Genomic DNA, 26,978 nt, shown 5'->3' with positions numbered 1-26,978 from the left:
TATCGGTCACGAAGGTGACAGAACGCCGGCGCCATCCGCTTTCGGCCTCGCTTCATGAGCGCCGATGGCGTAAGGAGCGGCCATGGAAAACAACCGATTTGAAACACCCGTGACCGTCAAGGCAGCCGCGGGGGGAGAAAACCAGCTCCTGCGCACGGCCCGCGAGGCCTCCGATTACCTGCTCAACAGCTGGCCCGGCAAGCGCAGCCCCAAGCATCGCGAAGCGCTGCAGGCCTGTCATGATGCGCTGGCCGGCGACAAGCCGGCGATGATTGCAAGGCGTGCCTTCATTGCCGCGGCGCGCGAAGTCAACGTCTTCGTCAGCGACAAAGCGACGGCCTGATTCACAACAGTATCGCTGGAATCCGGCCCGTGAAGCGGGCCGGACATCGTGCAATCCTGTCTTGCCTATTTTGCCGTCTCGGTCTCGGTTTCGGAACCGGCCTCGTTTTCAGGCTCGGAGCGCTCCTTGGCCGCAACCTTGGCGGCCAGCTTCTCCGCCTTCTTGGCGGCCTTCTGCCGGTCGCGCTCCTTGCGTTCCTGACCGTAGTTCGGTGGTCGCGCCATATCGTTTCCTTTCGCTGTGCCTGATCCTGCCTAGAAGCATTGGCCGGCAAACACAACAGCGCGGGGAGGGCAGATGCCAGCGGTTCGGGACTTGCGTGATGGCTAACACAATGGTTTAGAAAAGGCTGCGGGACAGTTACTGGAGCCGCCGCCGACCGACTTCGAATCAAAACGACCGATGGCCACGCTTCAAAGAAACGCACAGAAGCTCGTCTATTATGCGCGCAACGCCATGCGCGACATCGCGCCGCCGGCCCTTTTCCGGCGCCAGCTCGGCCGTCTGCTCGCTCAGGCCAGGCTTTCCGATGCATCGGTCCGTGAGCGGCTCAATTATTACAACACGCTGCGGGAGCCCTTTACACCAAGCCCCGAGGCCGTGCCGGCCAGCCGGCTGCCGACGGACCGCAGCATGTACTATTACGATCTGAAGGAGTTCACCCGCTATTTCGATCCGGGTCTGCGCATCGACCTGGAATTCGGCGACGTCGTCGAGGTGCCGAAGATGCCGTCGATCGTCAAGGACCGGCCGATCGCCGGCGACAACGGCAACGGCGTCCTGTTCAAGCTGAACAAGTTCCGTCATTTCCACATGCCGGCCGACGATGTTGCCTTCGCCGACAAGCATCCGCTCGTCGTCTGGCGCGGCGAGCTCAACAATCCGATCCGCACCTTGCTGCTGGAGGCCGCCCGCGACCTGCCTATCTGCGATGTCGGCACGCCAAGGGCAACGGCGCCGGCGGAATATCGAAAACCCTATCTCACCATCGATCAGCAGCGGCGCTACCGCTACATCATTTCCCTCGAAGGCAATGATGTCGCAACCAATCTGAAATGGATCATGAGCTCGAATTCGCTCTGCCTCATGCCGCCGCCGACTTACGAGACATGGTTCGCCGAGGGGCAGCTGGAGCCCGATGTCCATTATGTGCCGCTGGCGCCCGATTTCAGCGATCTTGCGGACCGGGTGCACCATCTCGAGCGGCATCCGGCCGAGGCCCAGCGCATCGTCGCGGCGGCCAACGCCTATTGCCGCAAATTCGCCGACGAGCGGGCCGAGCAGGCGATCAGCCTGCTCGTGCTCTACAAATATTTCGTGCTCAGCGGCCAGATCGAGCCCGATCCGGAGGTCTGGCGGTTTATCGCGGGCTAGCCGGCTTTCGACAGTCTTTCAGATGACGCTGCGGTCGAGAACCAGATCGGCCGGGCCGAACCGGTCCTTCGCCGTGAACTGCTGGTGCCAGTAGGGGTAGAGCACCGGCGGCCGGCTGACGGCATCGAGACGGTCGCGTTCCTCAGCGGTGAGGGCGAGCGCCGCGGCGGCAAGATTGTCCTTAAGCTGGGTCTCGTTGCGCGCGCCGATCACCAGCGAGCTGACGGCCGGCCTGCCGAGCAGCCAGGCAAGCGCCACCTGCGCCGCCGAGACGCCGCGTGCCGCTCCGATGTCGACCAGCACATCGACGATCCGCCACAGCCGGTCTTCATCGCGGATCGGCGGTTCCGACCAGCCAGCAAGCTGGCGCGCGGTCGGGCTGTCGCGGCGGTATTTGCCCGACAAGAGGCCGCCGGCAAGCGGGCTCCACACCAGCACGCCAAGGCCCTGGTCGACCGAGATCGGCAAGAGTTCGTATTCAGCCTCCCGCGCTTCCAGCGTGTAATGGATCTGCTGGGTGATGAAGCGCGGCTGGTGCTGGCTGTCGCTGATGCCTAGCGCCTTCATCACCTGCCAGCCGGAGTAATTGGAGCAGCCGACATAGCGGATCTTGCCCTGGGCAACCAGCGTGTCGAGCGCGGCCATGGTCTCCTCGAGAGGCGTCGTGCCATCCCATTCGTGCAGAAAATAGATGTCGATGACATCGGTCCTGAGGCGCTTCAGGCTCTTCTCGCATTCGCGGATCAGATGATGGCGCGACAGGCCTTCGTCATTGGGACCTTTGCCGATCCGCATGCGCGCCTTGGAGGCGATCAGCACATCGTTCTTGCGCTTGCCGCCGAGCGCCTCGCCGATGATCTCTTCCGACAGGCCGTTCGAATAGACATTGGCGGTGTCGATGAGATTGATGCCGGCATCGATGCAGGTGTCGATGATGCGGGAGGCCTCCGCGAGATCGGAATTGCCGACGGCGGCGAACGGTCCGCTGCCGCCGAAGGTCATGGTGCCCAGCGTCAGCGTCGAAACTTTCAAGCCGGAACGGCCAAGCGTGCGGTATTCCATGTCAGATCCTCGCAATTTTGGTGGGGTGGGGCGGTTTTGGTCGAGAAGGGCGGGGGCCGCCCGAATGGGTCAGCCATTTGTAGGACAATTTAAGCGGTTTGTCGCCATGCCACGGCAATGGATCCACCATGCCCCGCCGATTTGCGGCGATGATCGGCTGGCCGGCGGTTTGCAATAAAACCGTCATTGCCGGCCTATATCAAGTCGGCTCAGGGTTTCATGACAGCCGGCAAGCGGAGCAGCAGAAATGACCGAGTTAAAGCAGAATTCTCCGGCCAGGGATTGGCTTGAAGCCGAACTCGCCGACACGCTCGACGAAGACTATGAGCTGGAAATGTCAGAGCCGGCGCTGTCGCTGGAGATCGCCAAGATCTACAAGAACGCGCATCCGCCATCGATCGATCGCATGCAGTATTTTCGCGATCTGATCAGCCTGCAGTCGGAACTGATCAAGCTGCAGTCCTGGGTCGCCTACCACAAGAAAAAGCTGGTGGTGATTTTCGAGGGCCGCGATTCTGCCGGCAAGGGCGGCGTCATCAAGCGCATCACCCAGCGCCTCAACCCGCGCATCGCTCGTGTTGTGGCGCTGCCGGCGCCGACCGAGCGTGAGAAATCGCAATGGTATTTCCAGCGCTACGTGCCGCATCTGCCGGCCGGCGGTGAGATCGTGCTGTTCGACCGCTCCTGGTACAATCGCTCCGGCGTCGAGCGGGTGATGGGCTTTGCCGACCAGGATCAGGTCGAGGAGTTCTTCCGCGACGTGCCGGAGTTCGAGCGCATGCTGGTCCGCTCCGGCGTCACCCTGGTCAAATACTGGTTCTCCATCACCGACGAAGAACAACAGATGCGCTTTCTGATGCGCATCCACGATCCGATGAAGCAATGGAAACTGTCGCCGATGGATCTGCAGTCGCGCGTGCGCTGGGAGCAGTACACCAAGGCCAAGGAAGAGACGTTTGCCCGCACCAACATTCCCGAGGCGCCGTGGTACATCGTCGAAGGCAACGACAAGAAGCGGGCGCGGCTGAACTGCATCGACCATCTGCTCAAGCAGATGCCTTACGAGGAAGTGCCGCACGAAGAAATCACGCTGCCCGAGCGGGTGTTCAATCCGGAGTACGAACGGCAGGTGCTGCCGCGGGAACTTTACGTGCCGGAGAAGTATTGAGCACTTTTTCCTTCTCCCCGTTCACGGGGAGAAGGTGCCCGAAGGGCGGATGAGGGGCAGCGCTAATCTCGAAAGTAGAGCCCAGTCAATTCGCATCATCGGCGGGGTAATCATCTATCGGCAGCGCCGCCCCTCATTGCCCTGCCGGGCATTTCTCCCCGTAGAACGGGGAGAAAGGAGCCTGCACCAAAGGCTTCACCTAACCCCGCTTGATCGTCACATGCGTGGCAAGCGCCGTCGCGACCTGCTCGGTGCATTGATAGCCGAGCTTGAGCATATCCAGGCCTGCAAACAGATTCTCACCCTTGCCCAGCAGCACCGGCGACACCGCCAGATGCAACTCGTCGATGAGCTTCTCCTGGAGATACTGCCGGATGGTGGAGACGCCGCCGCCGACGCGGACATCCTTGCCACCGGCAGCGGCTTTCGCCTGGTCGAGTGCCTCATGGATGCCGCCGGTGACGAAGTGGAAAGTGGTGCCGCCTTCCATTTCGATCGGATCGCGCTTGTAATGCGTCAGCACGAAGACCGGCACATGGTAGGGCGGATTGGTGCCCCACCAGCCCTTCCAGCTGTCGTCCGGCCAATCGCCGCGGATTGGCCCGAACATGTTGCGGCCGAGGATCCAGGCGCCGACATTGTCGAAGCTGCGGACGGTAAACCGATCGTCCACATCGGTGGTGCCGCCATCCTTGCCGACCATTTCGTGGAAGGTGCGGGTGCCGGTCATCCATTTGTGTAGTTCCTCGCCACCAACGCCCAGCGGGTTTTGCAGGGTCTGGTCAGGACCGGCGCCGAAACCGTCGAGCGACAGGGTGAATGCATTGACACGCAGTTTGGACATGAAAGCCTCCGAGGTAACCGGTTGTAATTTGCAAGTAGTTGTTTTGTAGCAAACCGATTGCGAATTGCAAGTGGTTTTTTTAAAATCACAGAGATTTAGAATATTCTAATAGTTGACGGAAAAAGCCGCCGCGTTACCCTTCGGGAGGCCCTGAGTCGGGAGCGCACGAGATGAAGGCATATCGCGTCGAGAGGATGGACGGAGAGATCGTTCAGGAGAGTCAGGAGACCCAGGCCAGTACACCGTTTGGAGCAGCCGAAAAAGTGATCGGCCGGAAGGTCACCTTGCGAGGCAACGCCTGTAAATGGATCCGCGTGGTTGACCTGACAGACAAGGTCCCGACGCGGCGTCGCCCCAGCATTTACGAGTATAGAGCGCTGGCGGGATAAGGTCAGCAAATTTGCGGCGCCTGTGACGGCAAACTGCCTCAAGCCGCCGCACGCTTCGGCATCACCGCAAACGGGCTGAGGCCAAGCCAGGTCTGCATTTTGCCGGCGACGTCGAGATCGCCGGTCAGGCTGATCTTGTCGCGTTCCTTGTGAACCGTGGTCAGCCCCATCCAGATCGACGTCATGGTGCAGAGGTCCGTCGAGACATAGAGATCGACGTCAAAGCCCGGATCGTACCAGCACAGATCGACATCGCCGTGCTTTTCGACGATCAACCACCATGAGCGTTTTGACGCCGGCAGGTCATGATACAGGAATTGTATCACGGTGCGTCCGTCGGGCAGCGGGGAGGGGTTCAGATTGCGGCGCATGTCCCACATCAGCAGCGACGGATCGAGATTCCTGAGCGACAGCCTGGCCTCGACCCATTTCTGACCCCAGAAGCCCATCGCTTCGACCACCGGGCGCAAATCCCGACCCGCCTCGGTCAGCCGGTATTCGAACACACCCTTTTCGGATTCGATCTCGGTGCGCTCGACAATGCCGCCCGCTTCGAGGTCCTTCAGCCGTTGCGACAGAAGGGTTGGCGACATTTTCGGCACGCCGCGGCGCAAATCATTGAAACGGGTCGAGCCCGCCACCAGTTCGCGCAGCAGCACCATGGTCCAGCGTGTGCACAACAGCTCCGCCGCCATCGAGAGCGGGCAGAACTGCTTATATCCGGCTTGTGTCATGTGGCGATCTCCAAAAGAAGTTGCCGAACCTTATTCAGAAAACCTGAGATCAGCCAGTACAGAAGCTGTACTGGTCCCCCTGGTACAGTTTGGTGACTGGAGGGGCCCGGCGCCGTCATGCGAGGCAGCGGTCACGTCGCCGGGCAGTCCGGCGCCGATCCATAAGGAGTAAAGCAATGACCGCTTACGTGATCGCAGACATCAAGGTGAAGGACGACAAATGGGTGCCGGCCTATGCCGCTTCGGTGCACGACCTCGTGCACAAGCATGGCGGCAAGTACCTGGCCCGCAGCGGCAATGTGAAGACGCTCGAGGGCAAGCCGCTCGACACCAGCCTGATCGCCATCATGGCGTTTCCGTCGGCAAAGGCAGCCGAAGCCTTCACCAACGATCCGCAATACGCCCCGTTTGTGGCGGAGCGCCAGAAGGGCAGCGACAGCCGCTTCCAGCTGATCGACGATACCGACCTGGCCGGAACGATCCCTTATCTGCCGAAGGCGTGAGGAAAAGCCGGAACCCGGTACGTTCGGGTTCCGGCTATCTCTTCAGCGTCCCTGTGGGCAAAACCTATTCCATCGACAGGATGAGATTGCGCACGGCCGGATAGATTTCGCGCTCCCAGCGCTTGCCGTTGAAGACGCCGTAATGGCCGACATTGGCCTGCAAATGATGGCGCTTCAGATGCGGACGCAGCGACCGGCACAATTCATGCGCGGCCGAGGTCTGACCGAGGGCGCAGATGTCGTCGCGCCCGCCCTCGACGGTCAGCAGCGCCGTGTTGCGGATCGCGCCCGGATCGACCGGGCTGCCGCGGAACGTGAACGTACCGGTGGCGAGCTCCGCCTTTTGGAACACGCGGTCAATGGTTTCGAGATAGAATTCTTCGGTGAGGTCGAGCACCGCCAGATACTCGTCGTAGAAGGTTTTTATCTTCTCGGCCTCGGCGGTCTCGCCGGCTGCCAGATGGTCATGCAGTTTTTGGTGGGCCTTGTTGTGGCGGTCCATGTTCATGGCCATGAACGCGGCAAGCTGCAGAAAGCCCGGATAGACGCGGCGTCCGCCGCCGGCATGGCGCCACGGCACGCGCGAAATGACGGAACTCTGGAACCACGCCAGCGACTTGCTGACGGCGAACTCGTTGACCTTGGTCGGACTCTCGCGCGGATCGATCGGCCCCGCCATCAGCGTCATCGAGCGCGGTGTCGCAGGGTGCTTGTCCTCGGACATCACGGCGACGGCGGCAAGCGCCTGGACGCAGGGCTGGCAGACCGCCAGTATGTGCGCGCCCGGGCCAATCGCTTCGAGAAAGCGGATGATGTAGCCGACATGGTCGTCCACGCCGAAGCGGCCGGCGACGAGCGGTACGTCACGGGCATTGGCCCAGTCGGTAATGTAGACCTCGTGGTCTGCCAGCAGCGTCTCCACCGTACCGCGCAGCAGCGTCGAGAAATGACCCGACAAGGGGGCGATCACCATCACCTTGGGCTGGCGCGTATCCATGTCTTTGGCGAAGCGCAGCAGCGTCCCGAACGGCAGCTCGAGTGCTGTCTCGACGGTGACCGGCACGTCGCGATTGCCGACCCTGACGGATCTGATGTCGAAATCCGGTCGCTTATGGGTGAGCTTGAAGCGGCCGATCATCTCCAACCCGGCGGCAAGGCGCTGCTTTACGCTGTCGCCTGAAACCATGCTGCTCATCGCCGAGCGCAAAAGATCGGCGAAAAAACGCGACGGGGCGATGAGGTCGTCCTGAAGCTGGTAGGCCTGGTACAGCATCGAGATGCATCCCGTTCCGAAGCCGCTATGTGGCAGTGCAAAAAATCTAGTGCAAAATTTTGTGCATTGCGAGAGGATTGTTGCCGGCAAAGGGGCTCGGAGGGCCGACGGCATGACCAAGGCGACGTTGACGATCTCGTCGAAGAACTATTCTTCCTGGTCTTTGCGTGGCTGGCTACTCTGCCGCATGGCCGGGCTGGAGTTCGAGGAGAAGCGCATCGACATCGATGACCCCGAACAACGGCAGGAGTTGCTGCTCCTGTCGCCATCGGTGCTGGTGCCGCGGCTGACCCATGACGGGGTGACGGTGTGGGACACGCTGGCGATCGCCGAATATCTGGCCGAGACCATGCCGGATGCCGGTCTGCTACCTGCCGACCGCGTGGCGCGCGCGCATTGCCGTGCGGTATCAGGCGAGATGCATTCAGGCTTCCACAATTTGCGCTCGGCGCTGCCGATGAGCCTGAAAGCCCGGCACAAGAGCTTCAAGATCTTTTCCGGCGCGCGCCCGGACGTGGAGCGGATCAAGACGATCTGGTCCGAATGCCTGGCAGCCTATGGCGGGCCGTTCATGTTCGGTTCCGCGCCGACCGTGGCCGACGCGATGTATGCGCCGGTCTGCACCCGTTTCCGCACCTACGCGGTAGAGCTCGAAGCGCCACACGCGGGCTATTGCGAGGTGATCCTCGACTGGTCGCTGATGCAGGAGTGGACGCAGGACGCGCTTGCCGAGCCCGAGGACATTATCGAACTCGACGTGGAGTTTTGAGAACGCTGGAGCAGGGCGGCCGCGGCTGCCCTATCCCTTCAGCATCGCCGCCACCTCGGGCGCGAAGTAAGTCAGAATGCCGTCGCAGCCGGCGCGCTTGAAGGCGAGCAGCGATTCCAGCATCGCTTTCTCGCCGTCGATCCAGCCATTGGCGGCGGCCGCCTTGATCATCGAATATTCGCCCGACACCTGGTAGGCGAAGGTCGGCATCTGGAACTCGTCCTTCAGCCGGCGGATGATGTCGAGATAGGGCAGGCCAGGCTTGACCATCAGCATGTCGGCGCCCTCGGCGATGTCCTGCTCGGCTTCGCGCACCGCTTCGTCGGAATTGGCGTGGTCGATATAGTAGGTCTTCTTGTCGCCCTTGAGCAGGCCGGCCGTGCCGACCGCCTCGCGATAGGGGCCGTAGAAGGCGGAGGCGAACTTCGTCGCATAGGACATGATCGCCACATCCTGAAAACCATTGGCGTCGAGCGCGTCGCGGATGGCGCCGATGCGGCCGTCCATCATGTCGGAGGGGGCAATGATGTCGGCGCCCGCCGCCGCCTGGATGACGGCCGCCGCCGCCACCTGTTCCACCGTCTCGTCATTGACGATGATGCCGTCGCGCAAGATGCCGTCATGGCCGTGGCTGGTGAACGGATCGAGCGCGGCATCGGTGATGATGCCGATCTCCGGCACTGCGTCCTTGATGGCGCGGGTGGCGCGGTTGATGATGTTTTCAGGGTCGAGAATGTGCGATCCCGCCTGGTCGCGAAGCCCAAGCTCGACATTGGGGAAGGTGGCGATCGCCGGAATGCCGAGCTTTGCGGCGCGCTCAGCCTCCTTGACGGCGAGGTCGAGCGACAGGCGGAAGACGCCGGGCATGGCGGCGATCGGCTCGCGCGCGTTCTTGCCGTCGATGACAAAGATCGGCCAGATCAGGTCGTCGACCGACAGCCGGTTCTCCTGCACCAGGCGGCGCGACCAGTCGGCCTTGCGCATGCGCCGCAAGCGGCGGCTGCCGGTGATCTCATCGACGCTGCGCGCGCCGGCGGGCTTTGCGGGGGTGAATTTGTTCATCGCCATAACTCCGGATCGGGCGGCTTTTACCACGAGCCCTTGCCGCTGACCAATGCGACACGATTGTGCCAGCCGTCATCACTTCGGTGGCCACGCCAGTTCGGGTCCGGTTTTGAAGAATGACACATTGTTGGTGAAGATGCTCTCCGGTGCGAGCCGGATCAGGCGCCCGTTCGGATGGTCGATATCGGCCACGGTGTCGATGAACCAGCGGTTCCAGGTCGGCTCCGGGCCGAGATATTTGTGCAGCAGTCGTTTGAAGCGGTCGGGCGACATCGGCTTGACGGTGGCCGCGCCGCGCAGGCCGAGATGCAGCAGGATGCCGGCCTCATTGTCGAAATGGACGATCTCCACCGCGCAGCGCGGGTCGCGCTCGAGGTGTTTGACAGCACTTGCCTCGGTTGAGCCGAGCAGCCAGATCGCATCGTCCTCCCAGATAAACCACATCGGCGCGTTGCGCGGCGCGCCGTCCGCGGTAACCGTTGCCAGATTGGCCATCAGCGGGCGGCTGAGGACATCGTCCGGGTCGAACTTTTTCGGCATTTCCCAGCCCGGCGCTGCGGTTTCAAGCGTCATGCGTTTGTCCTTGGATCACAAGACAGGCTGAGATGGTTTTTCGCCGGCAATTTTGCGCGCATTTTTAACCTAGGGCAAAACGTGATTGGGTCTCACCGCGAAAATCCAAACCACCTCGGCCGGTTGACGCACCCATGCGCCACCTTTAGCACTTCAGTCCCGCAGGCGCGGGGAGGGAATCTCTGACGATGGATTTTGGCGGCGGCGACGAGATCCGCTTCGAACGGTTGGGCAAGGCAGGCGTCGTCACGCTGACGCGACCGCAGGCGCTTAATGCGCTGACGCATCGCATGATCAAGGCGCTGGACAAGGCGCTGAACGCTTTTGAGCAGGATGCCGGCGTCGATGTCGTCGTCGTCAAGGCCGAGGGCAGGGCGTTTTCAGCCGGCGGTGACATCATGCATGTCTATGAGGCCCGCGCCGGAAAGCCGCCGGTCGAGTTCTTCGCCGACGAATACCGGCTCAATGCCCGCATCAACAGCTTCAAAAAGCCTTATGTCGCGCTGATCGACGGCATCGTCATGGGCGGCGGCGTCGGAATCTCGTTCCACGGCTCGCACCGGGTGCTGACCGAGAATGCCCAGTTCGCCATGCCTGAGGTCGGCATCGGCTTTTTCCCCGATGTCGGCGGCAGCCATCTGCTGCCGGACCTCGGCGGCAGCTTCGGCATGTACCTGGCACTGACCGGCAACCGTATCCGCCATGGCGATGCGCTGTGGTCGGGCCTGGCCACCCACACCATCAAGGCCGCCGACCAATCTGCGTTCCTCGACCGGCTCTGCACCAATGGCGATCCGGAATCGGTGCTGCGCGGCTTCTTCGTGCCAGCCAAGCGCGAGACCGCCCAGCCGGTGCTGGAAGCGATCGCCCGCCATTTTGCCCAACCTTCGCTAGCTGATATCATCACCAGCCTGGAACGGGAGGCCGGCGCCGACGAATTTGCCGCCAAAACGCTGGCAACGATCCGCTCGCGTTCGCCGACCAGTCTCAATGTCGCCTGGCGCCAGATCAGCGCCGGGCTGACTTTGTCGATGGAGGCCTGCATGAAGATGGAGTTCCGCATCCTCAACCGCATGCTGGCCGGCCACGACTTCTATGAGGGTATCCGCGCCGTCATCGTCGACAAGGGCTCAACGCCGCAGTGGCGGCCGGCAAGCCTCGCCGAAGTCGACGCGGCTTCGGTCGACGCCTATTTCGCGCCGCTCGAACAGGAGCTCGAACTGTGAGCGAGGTCACGTCACGGCGCATCGTGCTGCAGCCCTCGGGCGTCGAAATCATCTTCGCCTGGTTCCAGCGCGTCATAGCCGGCTACTGCCTTTTGTTCGGCATCCTGTACTGGATCCGGCTGATCGGCTTTTATCCCGGTGCGCTGTGGCGCTTCGACCTGATGCCTGTGCATTGGCAGGTCGCGGCGGTGATGCTGGCCGTGTTCTTTCCCTTCGCGGCCGCCGGCCTGTGGATGCTGGCGTCCTGGGGCCCGGTGATCTGGTTCATCTGCGCTGTCACCGAGATCATCATGTATGCCGGCTTTCCCGATCTGTTCGGCCACCGGCCGCTGATCCTGTTTTCGCACTTCGCGGTGGCGCTGCTTTACATCGTCTTTCGCGTCGTGATCTGGATGCAGAAGCGCCCCGCGCGCGCCTGAAGCGCCGCCCCGCCGCCATTGGCTAAATCTTTAGGTTAATTATCCTTGCTCGGGTGACCGTTCGTTAAGCGTCTTCCGAAACCTATTACCGGTAAGCTCTTGTTAGCCCTAGCGTTTAAGTCGAATTTTATGAGTATTCGATAGTGTCGCGATCAAGGTGAAAAACAAAAAATCACCAGGGCGACAAACGAGAGGCAAAGACAATGATCAATTCGCGTCCGGCGGCGAAGACCGCCAACGTATCCGACGATCGCCGCGAGGCTATCCGTTCGCTTTACATGGAATCGCTGCAGCTGGTGGAGCGTCTGCATCGCCGTCTGCTTGACGTGATCAAGGACGAGTTCGACCGCAACGGCCGTTCCGACATCAATGCCATCCAGGCGCTGCTTTTGTTCAACATCGGCAATTCCGAGCTGACCGCCGGCGAGCTGCGTTCGCGTGGCTACTATCTCGGGTCGAACGTCTCCTACAACCTGAAGAAGCTCGTCGATCTCGGCTTCATCAACCATCAGCGCTCGCGCATCGACCGCCGTTCGGTTCGCGTCTCGCTGACGCCGAAGGGCAATGAAGTGGCCGAGGTCGTCGCCGGTCTCTATGAGCGCCATGTCGGCTCTATCGAACAGGTCGGCGGCATCAACAGCGAAGAGTTCAAGCAGATGAACCGCGCGCTGCAGCGCCTCGACCGCTTCTGGAACGACACCATCGCCTATCGGATGTAATCCGGACATCGGATCGCGAGCCGCGCCAGAAGAAGCGCGGCCGGGGGAAAGCAAATGAAGGACCGGCGCCGGGGGGCGTCGGTCCTTTTTGCGATCATGGCTGTGATCACCATTTGACCACGCCGCGCCTTGCTGCGGTTTGCTTTCGCCTCCGCAATGCCTAATCTCACCGCCCGGAGGGGACAACATGCGTTTAGGCAACAATCTCAAAATCTATCCGGTCGCAATGATGCTCTTCACCGCGCCGCAAATGGCGTTTGCGCAGGAGTGGTGGCAGGGCGCCTTCGCCAGTGAAGGCTCGAGCCCGTGCGACAACAATGACTCCATCGTGACGTTCACCGACAAATCGGCGGACATGTGGGAAGTCGCTTGCACCGTCCAAAAAGTCCAGAAACTGAAAGGCCTGGACGCCATCATTCTCGACATGACCTGCTCGGACGATGAGCAGAGCGTCGACAAAAGACGAACGCTGCTGCTCAAGCTCGATGACAACAAGCAGCTGCGCTATCCGGAAAACCAGGTGCTGCAGCGTTGTTCGGAGCTGGCAGGCAACGAAAAGAACTGAGCCGGACCAGCGAGACTCGGGCTTAGAGGGAACAGTCAGGGAACGGTGCCGAAAAGCACCGGTCACTCCATTTCAGATCGTCGTCGGGTCCAAATTGGGCTGAAAGCCACGTTGCCGCCATATTCGCGGTGGAAGCGAGGGTGCGGGTGGTGCTGCGGCGAAAGCTGTTCGCGCGCCCCGCAATCTCGCATCGCGGTCCGCTTTTCACGGCCAAGTGATGCAGGTCATGGTTGGCTAATTGTTAACAGTGCCAACTTTAGAGTGCGGGCGATATCGCCCACTGATCGTGCAAGTAGCCGAACGCTACAGGCCAAAACGCTACAAGAATGTCTGGAACGTCGATGAGAACAAGCCGCCGCTTTTTCCTTTCCGGAGCCTCCGCGCTCGCCGTAGCCATGGTCGCCAATGCCGCCAGCGCGCAGGACGTCATCGACGATATCCTGAAATCCTCGGCCCGCGGCAATTGGGACGACCAGTTCGACGCCCGCGCCTCAGAAGGCGGCAAGGTCGCCTCGACGCTGCCGATCTTTAGCCTGCAGACGGTCGCTTTCACCGAACAGGCGGTGGCACAGTACCAGAACATTGTCGCCCAAGGCGGTTGGCAAGAGGTTCCGGCGACCAAGAAGCTGCAACTTGGCGTCGACGATCCGGATGTCGTTCCGCTGCGCAAGCGGCTGATAATTTCGGGCGATCTGGCGCAGAGCGCCGGCATTTCGACGTCGTTCGATTCCTATGTCGACGCGGCGGTCAAGCGCTTCCAGACCCGCCACGGCCTGCCGGCCGACGGCTCCATGGGCAAATACACCTATGCCGCGATGAACGTTTCAGCGCAGATCCGGCTCGGTCAGCTGGAGACCAATCTCCAGCGCCTGCGCGAAAAGGCCGGCACGCTGGGCAGCCGTTATGTGCTGGTCGACATTCCGGCGGCACAGATCGAGGCGGTCGAGAACGACCGCGTCGTGTTGCGTCACACCGCAATCGTCGGCAAGATCGACCGCCAGACGCCGGTGGTCAATTCCAAGATCAACGAGATCATCGTCAATCCCTACTGGAACGCGCCGGTCTCGATCGTGCGCAAGGACATCATTCCGCTGATGCGGAAGAACCCCAGCTACCTCACGGACAGCCATATCCGCTTGTTCGCGCCGGATGGCAGCGAAGTTGATCCAATGAATGTCGACTGGTCGACGGACGATGCCGCAAAATACCGCTTCCGCCAGGATCCGGGCTCCGGCAACGCCATGGCCTCGGTCAAGATCAACTTCCCGAGCCCGGACGGCGTCTACATGCATGACACGCCGCAGCAGAGCCTGTTCGGCAAGATGATGCGTTTCGATTCCTCGGGCTGCGTGCGCGTCCAGAATGTGCGCGACCTCGTCACCTGGATCCTGCGCGACACCCCCGGTTGGGACCGCCAGCATTTCGAGGCGACCATCAAGACCGGTGAGAACACGCCTGTGCAGGTCGTCAACCCGGTGCCGGTGCACTTCCTCTATCTGTCGGCGTGGTCGACGGGTCCGGGCGTTGTGCAGTTCCGCGACGATGTCTACGCACTCGATGGCGCCAGCGAACTGCAGATCACATCTGCGCTATAAATATTTGATATAATTAACAAAAGGCCGCCTGAAAGGCGGCCTTTTTTGTTGCGCCGCTCTGGCTGGTCTCGGCCTATATGAGCCGCTGGTTCACCAGCCTCGCCACCGCTTGGGTGCGGTTGACGGCGCTCAGCTTGCGCCGTGCATTGTCGACATGGAAGCGCACCGTCGCCTGGGCGATGCCCAGGATCACCGAGATTTCCCAGTCGGTCTTGCCCTCGGCGACAAGCGCCAGGGGCGGCAGGAGCGGAAATAGCGGGGTTCAGGGTCGCTCTGCCGCAATCCGGCCAGCAAATTTCGCGCCGCAAACGTGGCGAGGCCAAAACAACTGTGTTAATGGCGCGGCAATGCGTGTCGCCCAGAACTGAGCAGCGGTTTTGGGGCAGCGATATGCATAGGTAAATTGCCCCGAACCGGAGGATTTTCAGGCCATGGCAACTGCAGCGGCAGCGTCGAACAAATTCGAGTCCTTCTTCGAAACCACGCTTGCCGATGCCGATCCGGATATTTTCGGCGCCATCCGCAACGAGCTCGGCCGCCAGCGCCATGAGATCGAGCTGATCGCGTCGGAAAACATCGTTTCGCGCGCGGTGCTCGAGGCGCAAGGGTCGATCATGACCAACAAATATGCCGAGGGTTATCCGGGCAAGCGCTACTATGGCGGCTGCCAGTTCGTCGATGTCGCGGAAGAACTCGCCATCGAGCGCGCCAAAAAGCTGTTCGGCTGCAACTTCGCCAATGTCCAGCCGAATTCCGGCAGTCAGATGAACCAGGCGGTCTTCCTGGCACTGCTTCAGCCCGGCGACACCTTCATGGGTCTCGATTTGAATTCCGGCGGCCACCTGACCCACGGCTCGCCCGTCAACATGAGCGGCAAATGGTTCAAGGTCGTCTCCTACGGCGTGCGCAAGGACGACCATCTGCTCGACATGGACGCCATCGAGAAGACCGCGCATGAGACCAAGCCGAAGCTGATCCTGGCCGGCGGCACTGCCTATTCGCGCATCTGGGACTGGAAGCGCTTTCGCGAGATCGCCGACGCGGTCGGCGCCTATCTGATGGTCGACATGGCCCATATCGCGGGCCTCGTCGCCGGCGGCGTGCACCCGTCGCCGCTGCCGCATGCCCATGTCGTCACGACCACCACGCACAAGTCGCTGCGCGGCCCGCGCGGCGGCATGATCCTGTGCAATGACGAGGACATCGCCAAGAAGATGAACTCGGCGGTGTTCCCCGGCCTGCAGGGTGGCCCGCTGATGCATGTCATCGCCGCCAAGGCGGTTGCTTTCGGCGAGGCGCTGAAGCCGAGCTTCAAGGTGTATGCCGAGAGCGTCGCCGCCAACGCGAAGGCGCTGGCGTCGAGCCTCCAGGAAACCGGCCTCGACATCGTTTCCGGCGGCACTGACAACCATCTGATGCTGGTCGACCTCAGGCCCAAGAACGCCACCGGCAAGCGCGCCGAGGCGGCGCTCGGCCGCGCCAACATCACCTGCAACAAGAACGGCATCCCGTTCGATCCGGAAAAGCCTTTCGTCACCTCGGGTGTTCGCCTTGGTACGCCGGCCGGCACCACGCGCGGCTTCGGCCAGGCCGAATTCCGCGAGATCGGCAAGCTGATCGCCGAAGTTCTGGACGGACTGAAGGTTGCCAATTCAGACGAGGGCAATGCGGCTGTGGAGGCGGCGGTGAAGGCCAAGGTCGTGGCGCTCACCGATCGGTTCCCGCTCTATCCCTATCTCGGTTGACCGCACGCCGCGCGTCGTCTTTTATCCCGCGCTCTGCGCCGCTCCTGTTCGGGCGGCGCGGCCTACTGGAGATTTGATTGATGCGCATCTTCCATCCTGCCATTCTGGCCCTCTTCGGCTCGCTTGCCGCTTTCACTGTGTCGGACGCGGTTGCCCAGGAGCAGACGCAACCGAGCACGGATATGCCGGCGACCACCACCTTTGGCAGGTGGACCACCATTATCGATGCGCTCGATACCGGCCAGGATTCGCACAAGACCTGCGCCGCCTCTACCGCCTTTCTCGATGGCAGCGGCAATGCGGGCACGCTGACGCTTTCGATCTCGACCGGCGACGCCCTGCCGCCCGACGCCTATCCGGCCATCATGATCACCGTCGCCAACAAGGAGCTGCCGACGGGCAAGAAGATCGCGGCGACCTTCGGCGACCCCGGCGTCAAGGTTTCCGCGACGGTCTATTCCAACGATGCCGCCGGCCGCTCGAGCTGGACGGTCGACAACCAGGCCAAGACCAGCCTCGCGTTGCTGCGTGCCATGCGCCAGGTCATCTCGCTCGATGTGACGTTCGGCAAGCAAACTGTCGCCAGCATCCCGATGGATGGCTTTACCAAGGCTTACCGGAACCTCGGAGCGTCCTGCGGCTTCCCGACCAAGGACGTCGCGCCCTGACGTATCTGGCGCGGCTGGCAATTTTCCTCGCGCCTCGCTATCTCTGAGGGAGCGAGCGGCCTTTGCCGAACCTTTGCCCGTCCCGGCAAAAACCTCTAAGCCTCTCGTCTAAAGCATGATCCCGAAAAGTGGGAACCGGTTTTCGGAAAAGATCATGCTCAACAAAGAGATAGATCAGGATACCGATTCGGTCATTCAACCAAACGTCATCCTGATCTAGCCAGAATCGCCAACCCGAAGGCTCTCCATGCGCTGTCCCTATTGCCAGTCCGAAGATACGCAGGTGAAGGATTCGCGCCCCGCCGAGGACGGCGCGGCGATCCGCCGACGGCGCGTCTGCCCCGATTGCGGTGGCCGCTTCACCACCTTCGAGCGCGTCCAGCTGCGCGACCTCGTTGTGGTGAAGAAGTCCGGCCGCAAAGTGCCGTTCGATCGCGACAAGCTTCTGCGCTCGGTGGAGATTGCGGTGCGCAAGCGTAATGTCGATCCCGAGCGCATCGACCGTGCCGTCACCGGCATCGTGCGCCAGCTCGAAAGCTCCGGCGAGACGGAGATCGCCTCAGGCGAAGTCGGCCGCCTGGTCATGGAGGCGCTGAAGTCGCTCGACGACGTCGCCTACGTCCGCTTTGCCTCGGTCTATCGCAATTTCCGCGAGGCCAAGGATTTCCATGACGTGCTGGGAGAACTCAAAGGTGACGAGCTCAAGGGCGACGAGCTGAAGAGCGAAGAGGACGCCGGCTGAGCATGGCAAGCCAAACGTCAGGGAAGGCCGATCAGCAGGCCCTCGATCGCCGTTTCATGGCGGCGGCGCTGCGGCTGTCGCGCAGAAATGCCGGCCGCACCTCGACCAACCCTTCGGTCGGCACGATCATCGTGCGCGACGAGGGCGCCGGGCCGATGATTGTCGGCACCGGCGTCACCGCTGTTGGTGGCCGGCCACATGCCGAGACCGAGGCGCTGGCTGAGGCGGGCGAGCTCGCGCGTGGCGCCACGGCTTACGTCACGCTCGAGCCCTGCGCCCATCATGGCCGCACCCCGCCTTGCGCCAATGCGCTGGTCAATGCCGGCGTTGCGCGGGTTGTCGGCGCTGCCAGCGATCCCGATCCGCGCGTATCCGGCAAGGGTTACGCCATCCTGCGCGCCGCCGGTATCGAAGTGGTCGAAAAGGTGCTGGCCGCACAAGCCGCCGAGCAGATGGCGGGCTATCTCACTCGATCGCTGAAAAAGCGTCCGGAAGTGATTCTGAAGCTTGCGCTTTCCAGCGACGGCAAGATCGGCAGGCTTGGCGCCGGCCAGGTTACGATCACCGGCGATATTGCACGCCGCGAAGTCTATCTGATGCGGGCCGAGGCCGATGCCATACTGGTCGGCATCGGCACGGCGCTGGAGGATAATCCGGCGCTTACCGTGCGGCTGCCGGGGCTGGAGAACCGCTCCCCGGCGCGCATCGTGCTCGACCGCCAGATCAGGCTGCCGGAAGCCTCGAAGCTGGTCTCCGGCGTCGACCGGGTGCCGCTCTATATCGCCGCCTGCCTGGAGGCCGACCCGTTGCGGCGGTCGGTGCTCGAGCGTGCCGGCGTGCGCTTCATCGGCACCGAGACCCATGAAGGCGGGGTGGCTCTGCCGGAACTGCTCGAGGATCTCGGCGCGCTCGGCATGGCCAGTGTTCTGGTCGAAGGCGGCGCCAAAGTGGCCAGCGCCTTTCTCGCCGAGGGACTGGTCGACCGCATCGTGCTGTTCCAGGGGCCGGAAGCGATTGGCGAGGACGGCATTGCATCGCCAATCGACGCCAACCATATCCCGGCAGGATTCCGCAAGTTGCGCGAGATGCGCTTCGGCGAAGACGCCTATGCGGAATGGATCAGGGATCTCTGATGTTTACCGGAATTGTTACGGATGTCGGCACCGTCGCCTCGGTGCGGCCGCTTAGGGAAGGGGTGGGCCTGCGCATCGACACCGCATACGACCCACAAGGCATCGCCATCGGCGCCTCGATCTCCTGCGGTGGAGTCTGCCTGACGGTGACGGCGCTGCCCGACAGCGGCTCGAATGCGCGCTGGTTCGAGGTCGAGGCCTGGGAAGAGGCGCTTCGGCTGACGACGGCGATGGGCTGGAAATCCGGTACCCGGATCAATCTGGAGCGGGCGCTGAAGATTGGCGACGAACTCGGCGGCCACATCGTCTCCGGCCATGTCGACGGCATGGCCGAAATCGTCGAGCGCAAGGATGAGGGCGATGCGGTGCGCTTTACCCTGGAGGCGCCGCGCGAACTGGCGAAGTTCATAGCGCCCAAAGGCTCGGTCGCGCTCGACGGCACCTCGCTCACCGTCAACAAGGTAGAAGGCACCCGCTTCGACGTGCTGTTGATCCATCATTCGCTGACCGTCACCACCTGGGGCGAGCGCCAGGTCGGCGACCGCGTCAACCTCGAGATCGACACCATGGCCCGCTATGCCGCGCGCCTGGTCGAGGCGGCGAAAGAGGGTTTGTAGCGTTCAGGGGCTTCAGCTGGCTGATGGGGCGTTGATTGCAAATTGCGCAGCGAAAGCCCTGATATAAGCGGGCCGGGCTTCTCCGCGCGCGACATAGGACGCCAGGTTTTGATATTCGTCCAGAATGCCTGACATTCTCAGCCGCAGCAGCACCGATACCATCAACAGATCGCCAGCGCTGAACGCACCGTCGAGCCAGTCGGCGTCGCCCAGGTAAGCCGAGAGTTTGTCCAGCTGAGCGCGTACACGGTCCTTTACCAGCGGCAAGCGCTCCTCGCTCCAGGGCTTGTCGGCTTCGAATATCCTTGCCGTCGTCAGTTCGAGGATCGGCGGCTCGACAGTGTTGAGGGCGGCAAACATCCACGTGATGGCGCGCGCCCGCGCATCGCGATCCCCAGGCAGCAGCCCCGCATGCTGCTCGGCAAGATGAAAGACGATCGAGCCGGTCTCGAACAGGCGGAGGGAACCTTCCTCATAGGTGGGGATCTGGCCGAAGGGATGGATGGCCAGATGGTCAGGCGCCTTCATCCCTGCGAAGGACACAAGACGAACTTCATAAGGCTGCCCCACCTCTTCGAGCGCCCAGCGAACGCGCGTATCGCGCGCCAGTCCCTTGCCGCCATCGGGCGATCGCTCAAAGGCCGTGATGGTGATTGTCATCGCATTCGTTTCCTTGCCTGGGCGAATTTCTTCCGCCTCCTATCACAAGACGAATGTGCCTCCCGAAAGTCGACATCGGTCCTGAACTATTTCATTGCCGGGCGCAGTCCGCGAATGCCCGCTCCCGAGGTCGAGGTAGCACGGAAATTGGTCTGGCCCTTCGGACAAAGCTTGCGAATGCGGCCGCTTCGGCCTAAGTCACCGGCGACCCCCGGAGACATTTATGGCTGGCACATCCCAACACGGCAAAGCGTTCATCCGCCCGAAGAAGAAGGCCCACCTTCTGATCATCGAGGCACGTTTCCATGACGATCTTGCCGACGCACTGCTCGACGGCGCGACAAACGCACTCGACGAAGCCGGCGCGACCTATGACGTCGTCACCGTTCCCGGTTCGCTGGAAATTCCGGCCGTGATCACTTTTGCGCTCGACGGCATGGGCGAGGGCGGCAAGGACTATGACGGCTTTGTCGCGCTCGGCACCATCATCCGTGGCGACACCTATCACTTCGATATCGTCGCCAATGAATCGAGCCGTGCGCTGATGGATCTGTCGGTGCAGGAAGCGATACCGATCGGCAACGGCATCCTGACGACCGAGAATGATGCGCAGGCCTGGACGCGCGCCAAGCGCACGGAAGGCGACAAGGGCGGCTTTGCCGCGCGCGCGGCACTCACCATGATCGCGCTCAAAGAGCAACTGGGAGCGCAATCGTGAGCGAACCCGCTTCGCCCGGTCCGCGCCATGCCAACAAGCGTGGCGCTGCCCGTCTGGCCGCCGTGCAGGCGCTTTACCAGATGGACGTGGCCGGCAGCGGCGTCTTCGAGATCACGGCGGAATACGAGGCGTTCCGGCTTGGCAAGGAAGTCGACGGCGCGCTTTACCGCGAGGCCGACGCGCAATGGTTTCGCGCCATCCTGACCGGCGTCGTCGAGAACCAGAAGACCATCGATCCGATCATCCGCCAGGCGCTGACCGAGGACTGGCCGCTATCAAGGCTCGATTCGACGCTGCGCGCCATCCTGCGCGCCGGCGTCTACGAACTGATGAAGCGCGACGACGTGCCGGTGGCCGTCATCGTTTCGGAATATGTCGACATCGCCAAGGCCTTCTACGAGGAAGACGAGCCGAAGCTGACCAATGCCGTGCTCGATCGCGTATCGCGCCGGGTGCGCGGCGAGGGGCGCGGCAAGGACGCCGTATGACTGTCGCCGCCGGGACCGCAAGGGACGCGCGCCGCACCGCGATGATCCTGGCGACATCGCAGGCAATCATCGGTTCGGCAGCGCCGATCGCCATTTCGATGGGCGGGTTGGCCGGCCAATATCTGCTGGCTGCCGACAAGTCGCTGGCGACGGCGCCGATCACCGGTTTCAATGTCGGCGTGGCGCTCGGCGCGTTGCCGGCCGCCGCCATCATTCGCGGTCTCGGCCAGCGCGGCGGCTTCATGAGCGGAACGGTCGTCACCGCACTCGGCGGGCTGATCGCCACGTTGGCGCTGTTCCAGGCCAGCTTCTGGCTGTTCGCTTTCGCGCTGCTGGTGATCGGCGTCGGCGGCGCCTTCGTCCAGCAATTCCGCTTCGCCGCCGCCGATAACGCACCGCCCGAATTCAAGGCGCGCGCCATTTCCTTCGTGCTGGCCGGCGGCGTCATCACCGCCATACTCGGGCCGCAGATCGTCATCTTCACCCGCGAATTGCTGGCGCCCGTGATGTTTGCCGGATCCTTCGTGGCTATCCCGGTGCTGGCTGCGGTCGGCGCCATTATCCTGTCGTTCCTTCGCATCCCGGCCAAGGCCGCCGGCCACGCCGAAGTTGCGTACAGCGACGCTCGGCCGCTATCCGACATCGTCACCCGACCGCGCTTCGTCGCGGCGCTGTTCTGCGCCGTCGGCAGCTACGCGCTGATGAGCTTCGTCATGACCGGCGCGCCGTTGGCCATGGTCGGCTGCGGCCTGTCAACGGATGACGCCACGCTCGGCATTTCCTGGCACGTGATGGCGATGTTTGCGCCGAGTTTCTTCACCGGCTCGTTGATCCATCGCTTCGGCGCCGAACGCGTCGTCGCCACCGGCCTGGTGCTGCTCGTCGGTTGCGCCGCGGTGGCGTTGTCTGGCCTGCATCTGTGGCAGTTCTGGACGGCGCTGATCCTGCTTGGTCTCGGCTGGAATTTCGCCTTCATCGGCGCCACTTCAATGGTCGCCGACAGCTACCACCCCTCCGAAAAAAGCAAGGTGCAGGGCTTCCACGATTTCGTCCTGTTCGGCTCCGTCGCTTTCGCCTCGCTGATGTCGGGCGCGGTCTACAATGCCTGGGGCTGGGAGATGCTGAATTGGCTCGTCTTCCCGGTCGTCGCACTGTGCTTCGTGGCGCTGGGTGCGCTCAGGCTGACCGGATTGCGCAAAGCCGGCGCCCGAGATCGTCTTGCTTGACACGGCCTGTCAGCATGGCGCCGGCCGAAATCGCGGCGACGGCACAAAATTATTGCGTCTTTGCCCGTTGTTATGAAACCGTGTGCCCCGACGGAGCGTTGAAGCCATGCTCATATGCGGCCACCGCATTCCGGTTCAAAGCAAGGGATTTCACAATGTTTTCAGTCAAGGTTCTGGCCAGTGCGGCATTGGCGCTCGGCATCACAGCGGCTTCCGCCAACGCCCAGGTGGTCGTTTCCTCGAAGATCGACACCGAGGGCGGCGTCCTCGGCAACATCATCCAGCTGGTTCTGAACGCCAACAACATCAAGACCACCGACCGCATCCAGCTCGGCGGAACGTCGGTTGTGCGCAAGGCGATCACCGCCGGCGAGATCGACATCTATCCCGAATACACCGGAAACGCCGCCTTTTTCTTCGAGAAGGCCGACGATCCGGTCTGGAAGGATGCCGCAAAGGCCTATGAGATCGCCAAGAAGCTCGACTACGACGCCAACAAGATCGTCTGGCTGTCGCCGTCGCCGGCCAACAACACCTGGGCGATCGCGTTGCGCAAGGAGGTTGCCGAGACCAACAAGCTGGCGACGCTCTCCGACTTCGGCAAATACGTGGCGGGTGGCGGCAAGGTGGTTTTGGCCGCCTCGGCCGAATTCGTCAATTCGGCGGCAGCCCTACCGGCCTTTCAGACCACATATGGCTTCACGCTCAAGCCCGACCAGTTGATCACGCTGTCGGGCGGCGACACCGCGGCGACCATTGGCGCGGCCGCCAACCAGACCAACGGCGCCAACGCCGCCATGGTCTACGGCACCGATGGCGGCATCGCGCCGTCCGGCCTGGTCGTGCTCGACGACGACAAGGGCGTGCAGCCGGTCTACCAGCCGGCGCCGATCATCCGTGAAGCCGTGCTGAAGGAGCACCCCGAGATCGAGACGCTGCTCAAGCCGGTCTTCGCCAAGCTCGACCTCGTCACGCTGCAGGATCTCAACGGCCGCGTCCAGATCGGCGGCGAGCCGGTCAAGGGCGTCGCCGAGGACTTCCTGAAGAAGAACGGGTTCTTGAAGTAGTCAGCGCGTAGCTCATAGTGACACCGGTGCAAGGCGCTCCACTCTGGAAGCTGCTGATCTCCCCCCTTGCGGGGGAGATGTCCGGCAGGACAGAGGGGGGTGCTGTCCCGCTGACACCTCAACCCATCACAGCTGCGCACTTTGATAGGGTTGCTTCCGAACGAACCGACGGTCGAAAGCTGGCGATCCTTCACACCCCCCTCTGGCCTGCCGGCCATCTCCCCCGCAAGGGGGGAGATTGGCTCTCACGCCGACCTGCGCCAATCGCCTCTCATGAGGGGCATCCATGACCCTTCGTTTCGACAAACTCGGCGTCGTCATCGCGGCGATCGTTGCCTATGCGGCGTTCTTCGCCCCGTTCGCCACCTTCCGCGCCAACCGCATCGTGCCGGGCGAGGCGCGCTCGATCTTCGAAGCGCTGCCGCCGACGATCGGGCCGCTGCTGCTGGCGATCGTCGTCGTGGCCGCGATCATTGCCTTGCTGAAAACCCCGCTGGTCCTGCGCTTGGCGGCGAGCGTGGTGGCGCTTGTTGCCCTTGCCATCCTGATCGGCGTTGCCGGCACCTTCCTCACGCCGGCGGGCAACACCTTCGCCCGCATCTCGCCGGCCTCCGGCTTCTGGCTGCTGATCTTCGCCTTCACGCTGCTTCTGGCCGACGTGCTGACCAGGCTCAACCTGTCGCCCTTGGCCCGCGTCGGCGTGCTTGTCATTGCCGCACTCGCCATCGGCTTGCTGTTGATCTCAGGGCGGTGGGATAGCCTGTCGATCCTCAAGGAATATGGCAACCGCGCCGACAGTTTCTGGGCCGAAGGCTCCAAGCACGTCACGCTGGCGCTGGGCTCGCTGGCGGCCGCGGTGATCGTCGGCTTGCCGCTCGGCATTCTGTGCCATCGCGTCGAACGGTTGCGGGCCGGCGTGCTCAATGTGCTCAACATCGTCCAGACCATTCCCTCGATCGCGCTATTCGGCCTGCTGATCGCGCCGCTCGGCTGGGTGGCCGCGCATGTTCCAGGTGCTGCGGCGCTCGGTATCAGAGGCATCGGCACCGCGCCGGCTTTCGTCGCTCTGTTCCTCTATTCGCTGCTGCCGGTGGTGGCCAACACGGTGGTTGGGCTCGCCGGCGTGCCGCGTGCCGCCAACGATGCCGCGCGCGGCATGGGCATGACCGACCGCCAGCGTCTGTTCGGCGTCGAGTTCCCGCTGGCCTTTCCGGTCATCCTCACCGGCATCCGCATCGTCCTGGTGCAGAACATCGGCCTTGCCACCATTGCAGCGCTGATCGGCGGCGGCGGCTTCGGCGTGTTCGTGTTCCAGGGCGTCGGCCAGACGGCGATGGATTTGGTGCTGCTCGGCGCCGTGCCGACGGTGGCGCTGGCCTTCGCCGCGGCCATCATCCTCGACGCAGTGATCGAAATGACCGCCACCAAGCGCAGGGTTGAAACGGCATGATCGAGATCGAAGGCATTACCAAGCGCTACGACGCCACGACCGTGGTCGACGACGTCTCGATGGTCATCGAGCCGCGCACGGTTTGCGTCATCGTCGGCACCTCCGGCTCCGGCAAGACGACGCTGCTGCGGATGATCAACCGGCTGGTCGAGCCGACCGCTGGTGTGATCAAGCTCGACGGCAACGACAACCGATCGCTGCCGGGCTACGAGCTGCGCCGCAGCATCGGCTACGCCATCCAGGGCCACGGCCTGTTCCCGCACCGAACGGTGGCGCAGAACATCGCCACCGTGCCAGTGCTGCTAGGCTGGGACAAGGACCGCATCAAGGCCCGCGTCGACGAGCTGATGACGCTCTACCAGCTCGACCCTAAGGCCTATGGCCCGCGCTATCCGCACGAGCTGTCCGGCGGCCAGCAGCAGCGCGTCGGCGTCGCCCGCGCGCTCGCTGCCGAACCCAATGTGCTTCTGATGGATGAGCCGTTCGGCGCGCTCGACCCGATCATTCGCACCAAGGCGCAGGAAGATTTGCTAGCGATCCAGAAACGCTTCGGCACCACCATCATCCTCGTCACCCACGACATGGAAGAGGCGGTGCATATGGGCGACAAGATCGCCGTCATGGATGCCGGCAAGCTGGTGCAGTACGCCAAGCCGGAAGAGATCCTGGCCAGGCCCGCCAGTGCCTTCGTTGAAACCCTGGTCGGCGCCAGCGAAAAGCCGTTCCGGCTGTTGTCGCTTGGCCGTGTGCGCGATGCGGTGGAGCAGGGGACAGCCGAAGGCGAGGCGATCCCCGGTGACGCCAGCCAGCGCGACGCGCTGGCGGAGCTTCTGTGGTCGGGCCGACCGGCGCTGCCGGTCAAGGGTGACGACGGCAAGCCGCTCGGCCGCGTCACCGTCGACGGGCTGGTCAAGCGCGCGGCGAGGCCGGCATGAAAGCCTGGCTGCCTTCACTGCTCAGGCTTGCCCTGGTGGTGCTGCTCATAGCCTTCGTCACCAATCCCGGCTGGTTCGAGCCGCTGCTGAAGCCGCTGACCGAAAACAATGCGCCGGCGATCTACAATCAGGGCAGCCTGCTGACGCTGACACTGCTGCATCTCAGGACGGTGCTGATCGCTACCGTAGCCGCCACCATCGTCGCGGTTGCGCTTGCCATCCTGGTCACCAGGCCAGCCGGCGCCGAGTTCCTGCCGCTGTCGCGCAGCCTGGTCAATATCGGCCAGACCTTCCCGCCAGTGGCGGTGCTGGCGCTGGCTGTGCCCGCCGTCGGTTTTGGCGAGAAGCCGACGCTGATCGCACTGTTCCTCTACGGCCTGCTGCCGATCTTCGAGAACGCGCTGACCGGGCTGACGACGCTGCCGGGCAATGTCATGGAGGCTGCGCGCGGCGCCGGCATGACCGGCTGGCAAAGGCTGATCAAGGTCGAACTGCCGCTCAGCGCTCCGATCATTCTGGGTGGTATCAGACTGTCGGTGGTGATCAGCCTGGCCACCGCGACGATCGGCTCGACGGTTGCCGCCAAGACGCTGGGCGAGGTGATCATCGCCGGCCTGTTGTCCAACAACCTCGCCTTCGTCCTGCAAGGCGGCCTGATCGTCGCTGCCCTTGCGGTGCTGATCTATGACGGCCTGTCGGCCATCGAACGCTACACCGCGCGCCGCATGGGGCAGGAGACCGGCGAGTGATTTGCGGCCAGGCCGCACGCCACGGTTGATTGACGTGGCGTCATTTCAATCGATCTAATAGCAAGGCATCAGCGGCGGGAATGTTCTGGCCTAAACCTTTTGGCGGAAAGCCGGGCAAAAACCGAACAATATCTTGACGTTCCGAGCCCTGTTTCGCAT

31 protein-coding genes are annotated in these 26,978 nt (G+C 62.8%); 22 read left to right on the top strand and 9 right to left on the bottom strand.

Annotation, left to right across the window (positions count from 1 at the left end; translation table 11 throughout):
• Positions 1 to 82: 82 nt before the first annotated feature.
• Entirely contained in the window at positions 83 to 343 is a 261-nt protein-coding gene (locus tag AC1DXM_RS10280) for a DUF982 domain-containing protein (protein ID WP_112563470.1), read from the top strand.
• A 65-nt stretch (positions 344 to 408) separates the two neighbouring features.
• Here AC1DXM_RS10280 and AC1DXM_RS10275 read toward each other — a convergent pair whose 3' ends face one another.
• Entirely contained in the window at positions 409 to 567 is a 159-nt protein-coding gene (locus AC1DXM_RS10275) for a hypothetical protein (protein ID WP_192253203.1), read from the bottom strand.
• Between the two features lie 178 nt (positions 568 to 745).
• On the opposite strand from AC1DXM_RS10275, the gene AC1DXM_RS10270 reads away from it, so the two are divergent.
• Complete coding sequence (locus tag AC1DXM_RS10270) at positions 746 to 1,717, top strand: glycosyl transferase family 90 (RefSeq protein ID WP_203280049.1); 972 nt, start codon at positions 746 to 748, stop codon at positions 1,715 to 1,717.
• 18 nt (positions 1,718 to 1,735) lie between these two features.
• Here the strand turns inward: AC1DXM_RS10270 and AC1DXM_RS10265 are convergent, their stop codons facing one another.
• Positions 1,736 to 2,779, bottom strand: a complete 1,044-nt coding sequence (locus AC1DXM_RS10265) for an aldo/keto reductase (protein WP_203280048.1) — start codon at positions 2,777 to 2,779, stop codon at positions 1,736 to 1,738.
• Between the two features lie 247 nt (positions 2,780 to 3,026).
• Here AC1DXM_RS10265 and ppk2 point away from each other — a divergent pair, with 247 nt between their 5' ends.
• Positions 3,027 to 3,947 carry a polyphosphate kinase 2 gene (gene ppk2 / locus AC1DXM_RS10260; RefSeq protein WP_112567462.1) on the top strand — a complete coding sequence of 307 codons (921 nt, stop codon included), beginning with the start codon at positions 3,027 to 3,029 and terminating at the stop codon, positions 3,945 to 3,947.
• Between the two features lie 199 nt (positions 3,948 to 4,146).
• Here the strand turns inward: ppk2 and AC1DXM_RS10255 are convergent, their stop codons facing one another.
• Both AC1DXM_RS10255 and AC1DXM_RS10250 read right to left on the bottom strand, forming a co-directional pair.
• The gene (locus AC1DXM_RS10255; protein WP_203280047.1) at positions 4,147 to 4,791 is read right to left on the bottom strand and encodes a dihydrofolate reductase family protein; all 645 of its coding nucleotides are present in this window, start codon (positions 4,789 to 4,791) and stop codon (positions 4,147 to 4,149) included.
• A 427-nt stretch (positions 4,792 to 5,218) separates the two neighbouring features.
• On the bottom strand, positions 5,219 to 5,914 hold the full coding sequence (locus AC1DXM_RS10250) for a winged helix-turn-helix transcriptional regulator (protein WP_477232921.1): 696 nt from the start codon (positions 5,912 to 5,914) through the stop codon (positions 5,219 to 5,221).
• Between the two features lie 176 nt (positions 5,915 to 6,090).
• On the opposite strand from AC1DXM_RS10250, the gene AC1DXM_RS10245 reads away from it, so the two are divergent.
• A complete protein-coding gene (locus AC1DXM_RS10245; RefSeq protein ID WP_023693250.1) occupies positions 6,091 to 6,417 on the top strand; it encodes a DUF1330 domain-containing protein in 327 nt (108 codons plus the stop codon).
• A 64-nt stretch (positions 6,418 to 6,481) separates the two neighbouring features.
• On the opposite strand, the gene AC1DXM_RS10240 is transcribed toward AC1DXM_RS10245, so the two are convergent.
• On the bottom strand, positions 6,482 to 7,690 hold the full coding sequence (locus AC1DXM_RS10240; RefSeq protein ID WP_477232920.1) for a polyhydroxyalkanoate depolymerase: 1,209 nt from the start codon (positions 7,688 to 7,690) through the stop codon (positions 6,482 to 6,484).
• Positions 7,691 to 7,802: 112 nt separating this feature from the next.
• Here AC1DXM_RS10240 and AC1DXM_RS10235 point away from each other — a divergent pair, with 112 nt between their 5' ends.
• Positions 7,803 to 8,459: a glutathione S-transferase family protein gene (locus tag AC1DXM_RS10235; protein ID WP_477232919.1), complete on the top strand. Its 657-nt coding sequence runs from the start codon at positions 7,803 to 7,805 to the stop codon at positions 8,457 to 8,459.
• A gap of 30 nt (positions 8,460 to 8,489) precedes the next feature.
• On the opposite strand, the gene hemB is transcribed toward AC1DXM_RS10235, so the two are convergent.
• Both hemB and AC1DXM_RS10225 read right to left on the bottom strand, forming a co-directional pair.
• A complete protein-coding gene (gene hemB / locus AC1DXM_RS10230) occupies positions 8,490 to 9,521 on the bottom strand; it encodes a porphobilinogen synthase (protein WP_477232918.1) in 1,032 nt (343 codons plus the stop codon).
• 78 nt (positions 9,522 to 9,599) lie between these two features.
• A complete protein-coding gene (locus AC1DXM_RS10225) occupies positions 9,600 to 10,097 on the bottom strand; it encodes a pyridoxamine 5'-phosphate oxidase family protein (RefSeq protein ID WP_477232917.1) in 498 nt (165 codons plus the stop codon).
• 188 nt (positions 10,098 to 10,285) lie between these two features.
• Here AC1DXM_RS10225 and AC1DXM_RS10220 point away from each other — a divergent pair, with 188 nt between their 5' ends.
• The 5 genes from AC1DXM_RS10220 to AC1DXM_RS10200 all read left to right on the top strand — a co-directional run bounded on the left by AC1DXM_RS10220 (position 10,286) and on the right by AC1DXM_RS10200 (position 14,621).
• Positions 10,286 to 11,323, top strand: a complete 1,038-nt coding sequence (locus AC1DXM_RS10220) for an enoyl-CoA hydratase/isomerase family protein (protein WP_477232916.1) — start codon at positions 10,286 to 10,288, stop codon at positions 11,321 to 11,323.
• Entirely contained in the window at positions 11,320 to 11,742 is a 423-nt protein-coding gene (locus AC1DXM_RS10215) for a DUF6163 family protein (RefSeq protein ID WP_477232915.1), read from the top strand. Before AC1DXM_RS10220 ends, AC1DXM_RS10215 begins: the two co-directional genes overlap by 4 nt.
• Positions 11,743 to 11,945: 203 nt before the next feature.
• Positions 11,946 to 12,461, top strand: a complete 516-nt coding sequence (gene ldtR / locus AC1DXM_RS10210; protein ID WP_023672997.1) for a transcriptional regulator LdtR — start codon at positions 11,946 to 11,948, stop codon at positions 12,459 to 12,461.
• 187 nt (positions 12,462 to 12,648) lie between these two features.
• The gene (locus tag AC1DXM_RS10205; protein ID WP_477232914.1) at positions 12,649 to 13,026 is read left to right on the top strand and encodes a hypothetical protein; all 378 of its coding nucleotides are present in this window, start codon (positions 12,649 to 12,651) and stop codon (positions 13,024 to 13,026) included.
• A gap of 341 nt (positions 13,027 to 13,367) precedes the next feature.
• Positions 13,368 to 14,621, top strand: a complete 1,254-nt coding sequence (locus AC1DXM_RS10200; RefSeq protein ID WP_477232913.1) for a L,D-transpeptidase family protein — start codon at positions 13,368 to 13,370, stop codon at positions 14,619 to 14,621.
• Positions 14,622 to 14,694: 73 nt separating this feature from the next.
• On the opposite strand, the gene AC1DXM_RS10195 is transcribed toward AC1DXM_RS10200, so the two are convergent.
• On the bottom strand, positions 14,695 to 14,856 hold the full coding sequence (locus tag AC1DXM_RS10195; protein WP_477232958.1) for a helix-turn-helix domain-containing protein: 162 nt from the start codon (positions 14,854 to 14,856) through the stop codon (positions 14,695 to 14,697).
• A gap of 196 nt (positions 14,857 to 15,052) precedes the next feature.
• On the opposite strand from AC1DXM_RS10195, the gene glyA reads away from it, so the two are divergent.
• The 5 genes from glyA to AC1DXM_RS10170 all read left to right on the top strand — a co-directional run bounded on the left by glyA (position 15,053) and on the right by AC1DXM_RS10170 (position 19,526).
• Positions 15,053 to 16,366, top strand: a complete 1,314-nt coding sequence (gene glyA, locus AC1DXM_RS10190; protein WP_112562976.1) for a serine hydroxymethyltransferase — start codon at positions 15,053 to 15,055, stop codon at positions 16,364 to 16,366.
• A gap of 80 nt (positions 16,367 to 16,446) precedes the next feature.
• Entirely contained in the window at positions 16,447 to 17,034 is a 588-nt protein-coding gene (locus tag AC1DXM_RS10185) for a hypothetical protein (RefSeq protein WP_477232912.1), read from the top strand.
• A 247-nt stretch (positions 17,035 to 17,281) separates the two neighbouring features.
• Positions 17,282 to 17,776 carry a transcriptional regulator NrdR gene (gene nrdR, locus AC1DXM_RS10180; protein ID WP_023669351.1) on the top strand — a complete coding sequence of 165 codons (495 nt, stop codon included), beginning with the start codon at positions 17,282 to 17,284 and terminating at the stop codon, positions 17,774 to 17,776.
• 2 nt (positions 17,777 to 17,778) lie between these two features.
• Positions 17,779 to 18,909, top strand: coding sequence for a bifunctional diaminohydroxyphosphoribosylaminopyrimidine deaminase/5-amino-6-(5-phosphoribosylamino)uracil reductase RibD (ribD, locus tag AC1DXM_RS10175; RefSeq protein WP_477232911.1), 1,131 nt, complete (start codon positions 17,779 to 17,781; stop codon positions 18,907 to 18,909).
• Positions 18,909 to 19,526 carry a riboflavin synthase gene (locus AC1DXM_RS10170; RefSeq protein ID WP_477232910.1) on the top strand — a complete coding sequence of 206 codons (618 nt, stop codon included), beginning with the start codon at positions 18,909 to 18,911 and terminating at the stop codon, positions 19,524 to 19,526. Before ribD ends, AC1DXM_RS10170 begins: the two co-directional genes overlap by 1 nt.
• 12 nt (positions 19,527 to 19,538) lie before the next feature.
• Here AC1DXM_RS10170 and AC1DXM_RS10165 read toward each other — a convergent pair whose 3' ends face one another.
• Complete coding sequence (locus tag AC1DXM_RS10165; RefSeq protein WP_477232909.1) at positions 19,539 to 20,186, bottom strand: glutathione S-transferase family protein; 648 nt, start codon at positions 20,184 to 20,186, stop codon at positions 19,539 to 19,541.
• A 223-nt stretch (positions 20,187 to 20,409) separates the two neighbouring features.
• On the opposite strand from AC1DXM_RS10165, the gene ribH reads away from it, so the two are divergent.
• The 7 genes from ribH to AC1DXM_RS10130 all read left to right on the top strand — a co-directional run bounded on the left by ribH (position 20,410) and on the right by AC1DXM_RS10130 (position 26,819).
• A complete protein-coding gene (gene ribH, locus AC1DXM_RS10160; RefSeq protein WP_203280035.1) occupies positions 20,410 to 20,904 on the top strand; it encodes a 6,7-dimethyl-8-ribityllumazine synthase in 495 nt (164 codons plus the stop codon).
• Positions 20,901 to 21,392, top strand: a complete 492-nt coding sequence (nusB, locus tag AC1DXM_RS10155; protein WP_192253254.1) for a transcription antitermination factor NusB — start codon at positions 20,901 to 20,903, stop codon at positions 21,390 to 21,392. The genes ribH and nusB overlap by 4 nt, the downstream gene beginning before the upstream one ends.
• Complete coding sequence (locus tag AC1DXM_RS10150) at positions 21,389 to 22,618, top strand: MFS transporter (protein WP_477232908.1); 1,230 nt, start codon at positions 21,389 to 21,391, stop codon at positions 22,616 to 22,618. Before nusB ends, AC1DXM_RS10150 begins: the two co-directional genes overlap by 4 nt.
• A 155-nt stretch (positions 22,619 to 22,773) precedes the next feature.
• Positions 22,774 to 23,685 (top strand): glycine betaine ABC transporter substrate-binding protein OsmF, encoded by a 912-nt coding sequence (osmF, locus tag AC1DXM_RS10145; protein WP_477232907.1) that lies wholly within the window; start codon positions 22,774 to 22,776, stop codon positions 23,683 to 23,685.
• A gap of 286 nt (positions 23,686 to 23,971) precedes the next feature.
• Entirely contained in the window at positions 23,972 to 25,135 is a 1,164-nt protein-coding gene (locus AC1DXM_RS10140) for an ABC transporter permease (protein ID WP_192253264.1), read from the top strand.
• Positions 25,132 to 26,070 carry an ABC transporter ATP-binding protein gene (locus AC1DXM_RS10135; protein WP_477232906.1) on the top strand — a complete coding sequence of 313 codons (939 nt, stop codon included), beginning with the start codon at positions 25,132 to 25,134 and terminating at the stop codon, positions 26,068 to 26,070. Before AC1DXM_RS10140 ends, AC1DXM_RS10135 begins: the two co-directional genes overlap by 4 nt.
• Positions 26,067 to 26,819: an ABC transporter permease gene (locus AC1DXM_RS10130; protein WP_192253270.1), complete on the top strand. Its 753-nt coding sequence runs from the start codon at positions 26,067 to 26,069 to the stop codon at positions 26,817 to 26,819. The genes AC1DXM_RS10135 and AC1DXM_RS10130 overlap by 4 nt, the downstream gene beginning before the upstream one ends.
• The last annotated feature ends 159 nt before the right edge of the window (positions 26,820 to 26,978 follow it).

It is taken from the genome of Mesorhizobium sp. P3_A2 (assembly GCF_056403115.1).
Note: the sequence above shows the minus strand (reverse complement) of the source record. Positions and strands in the feature narration are given on the sequence as shown.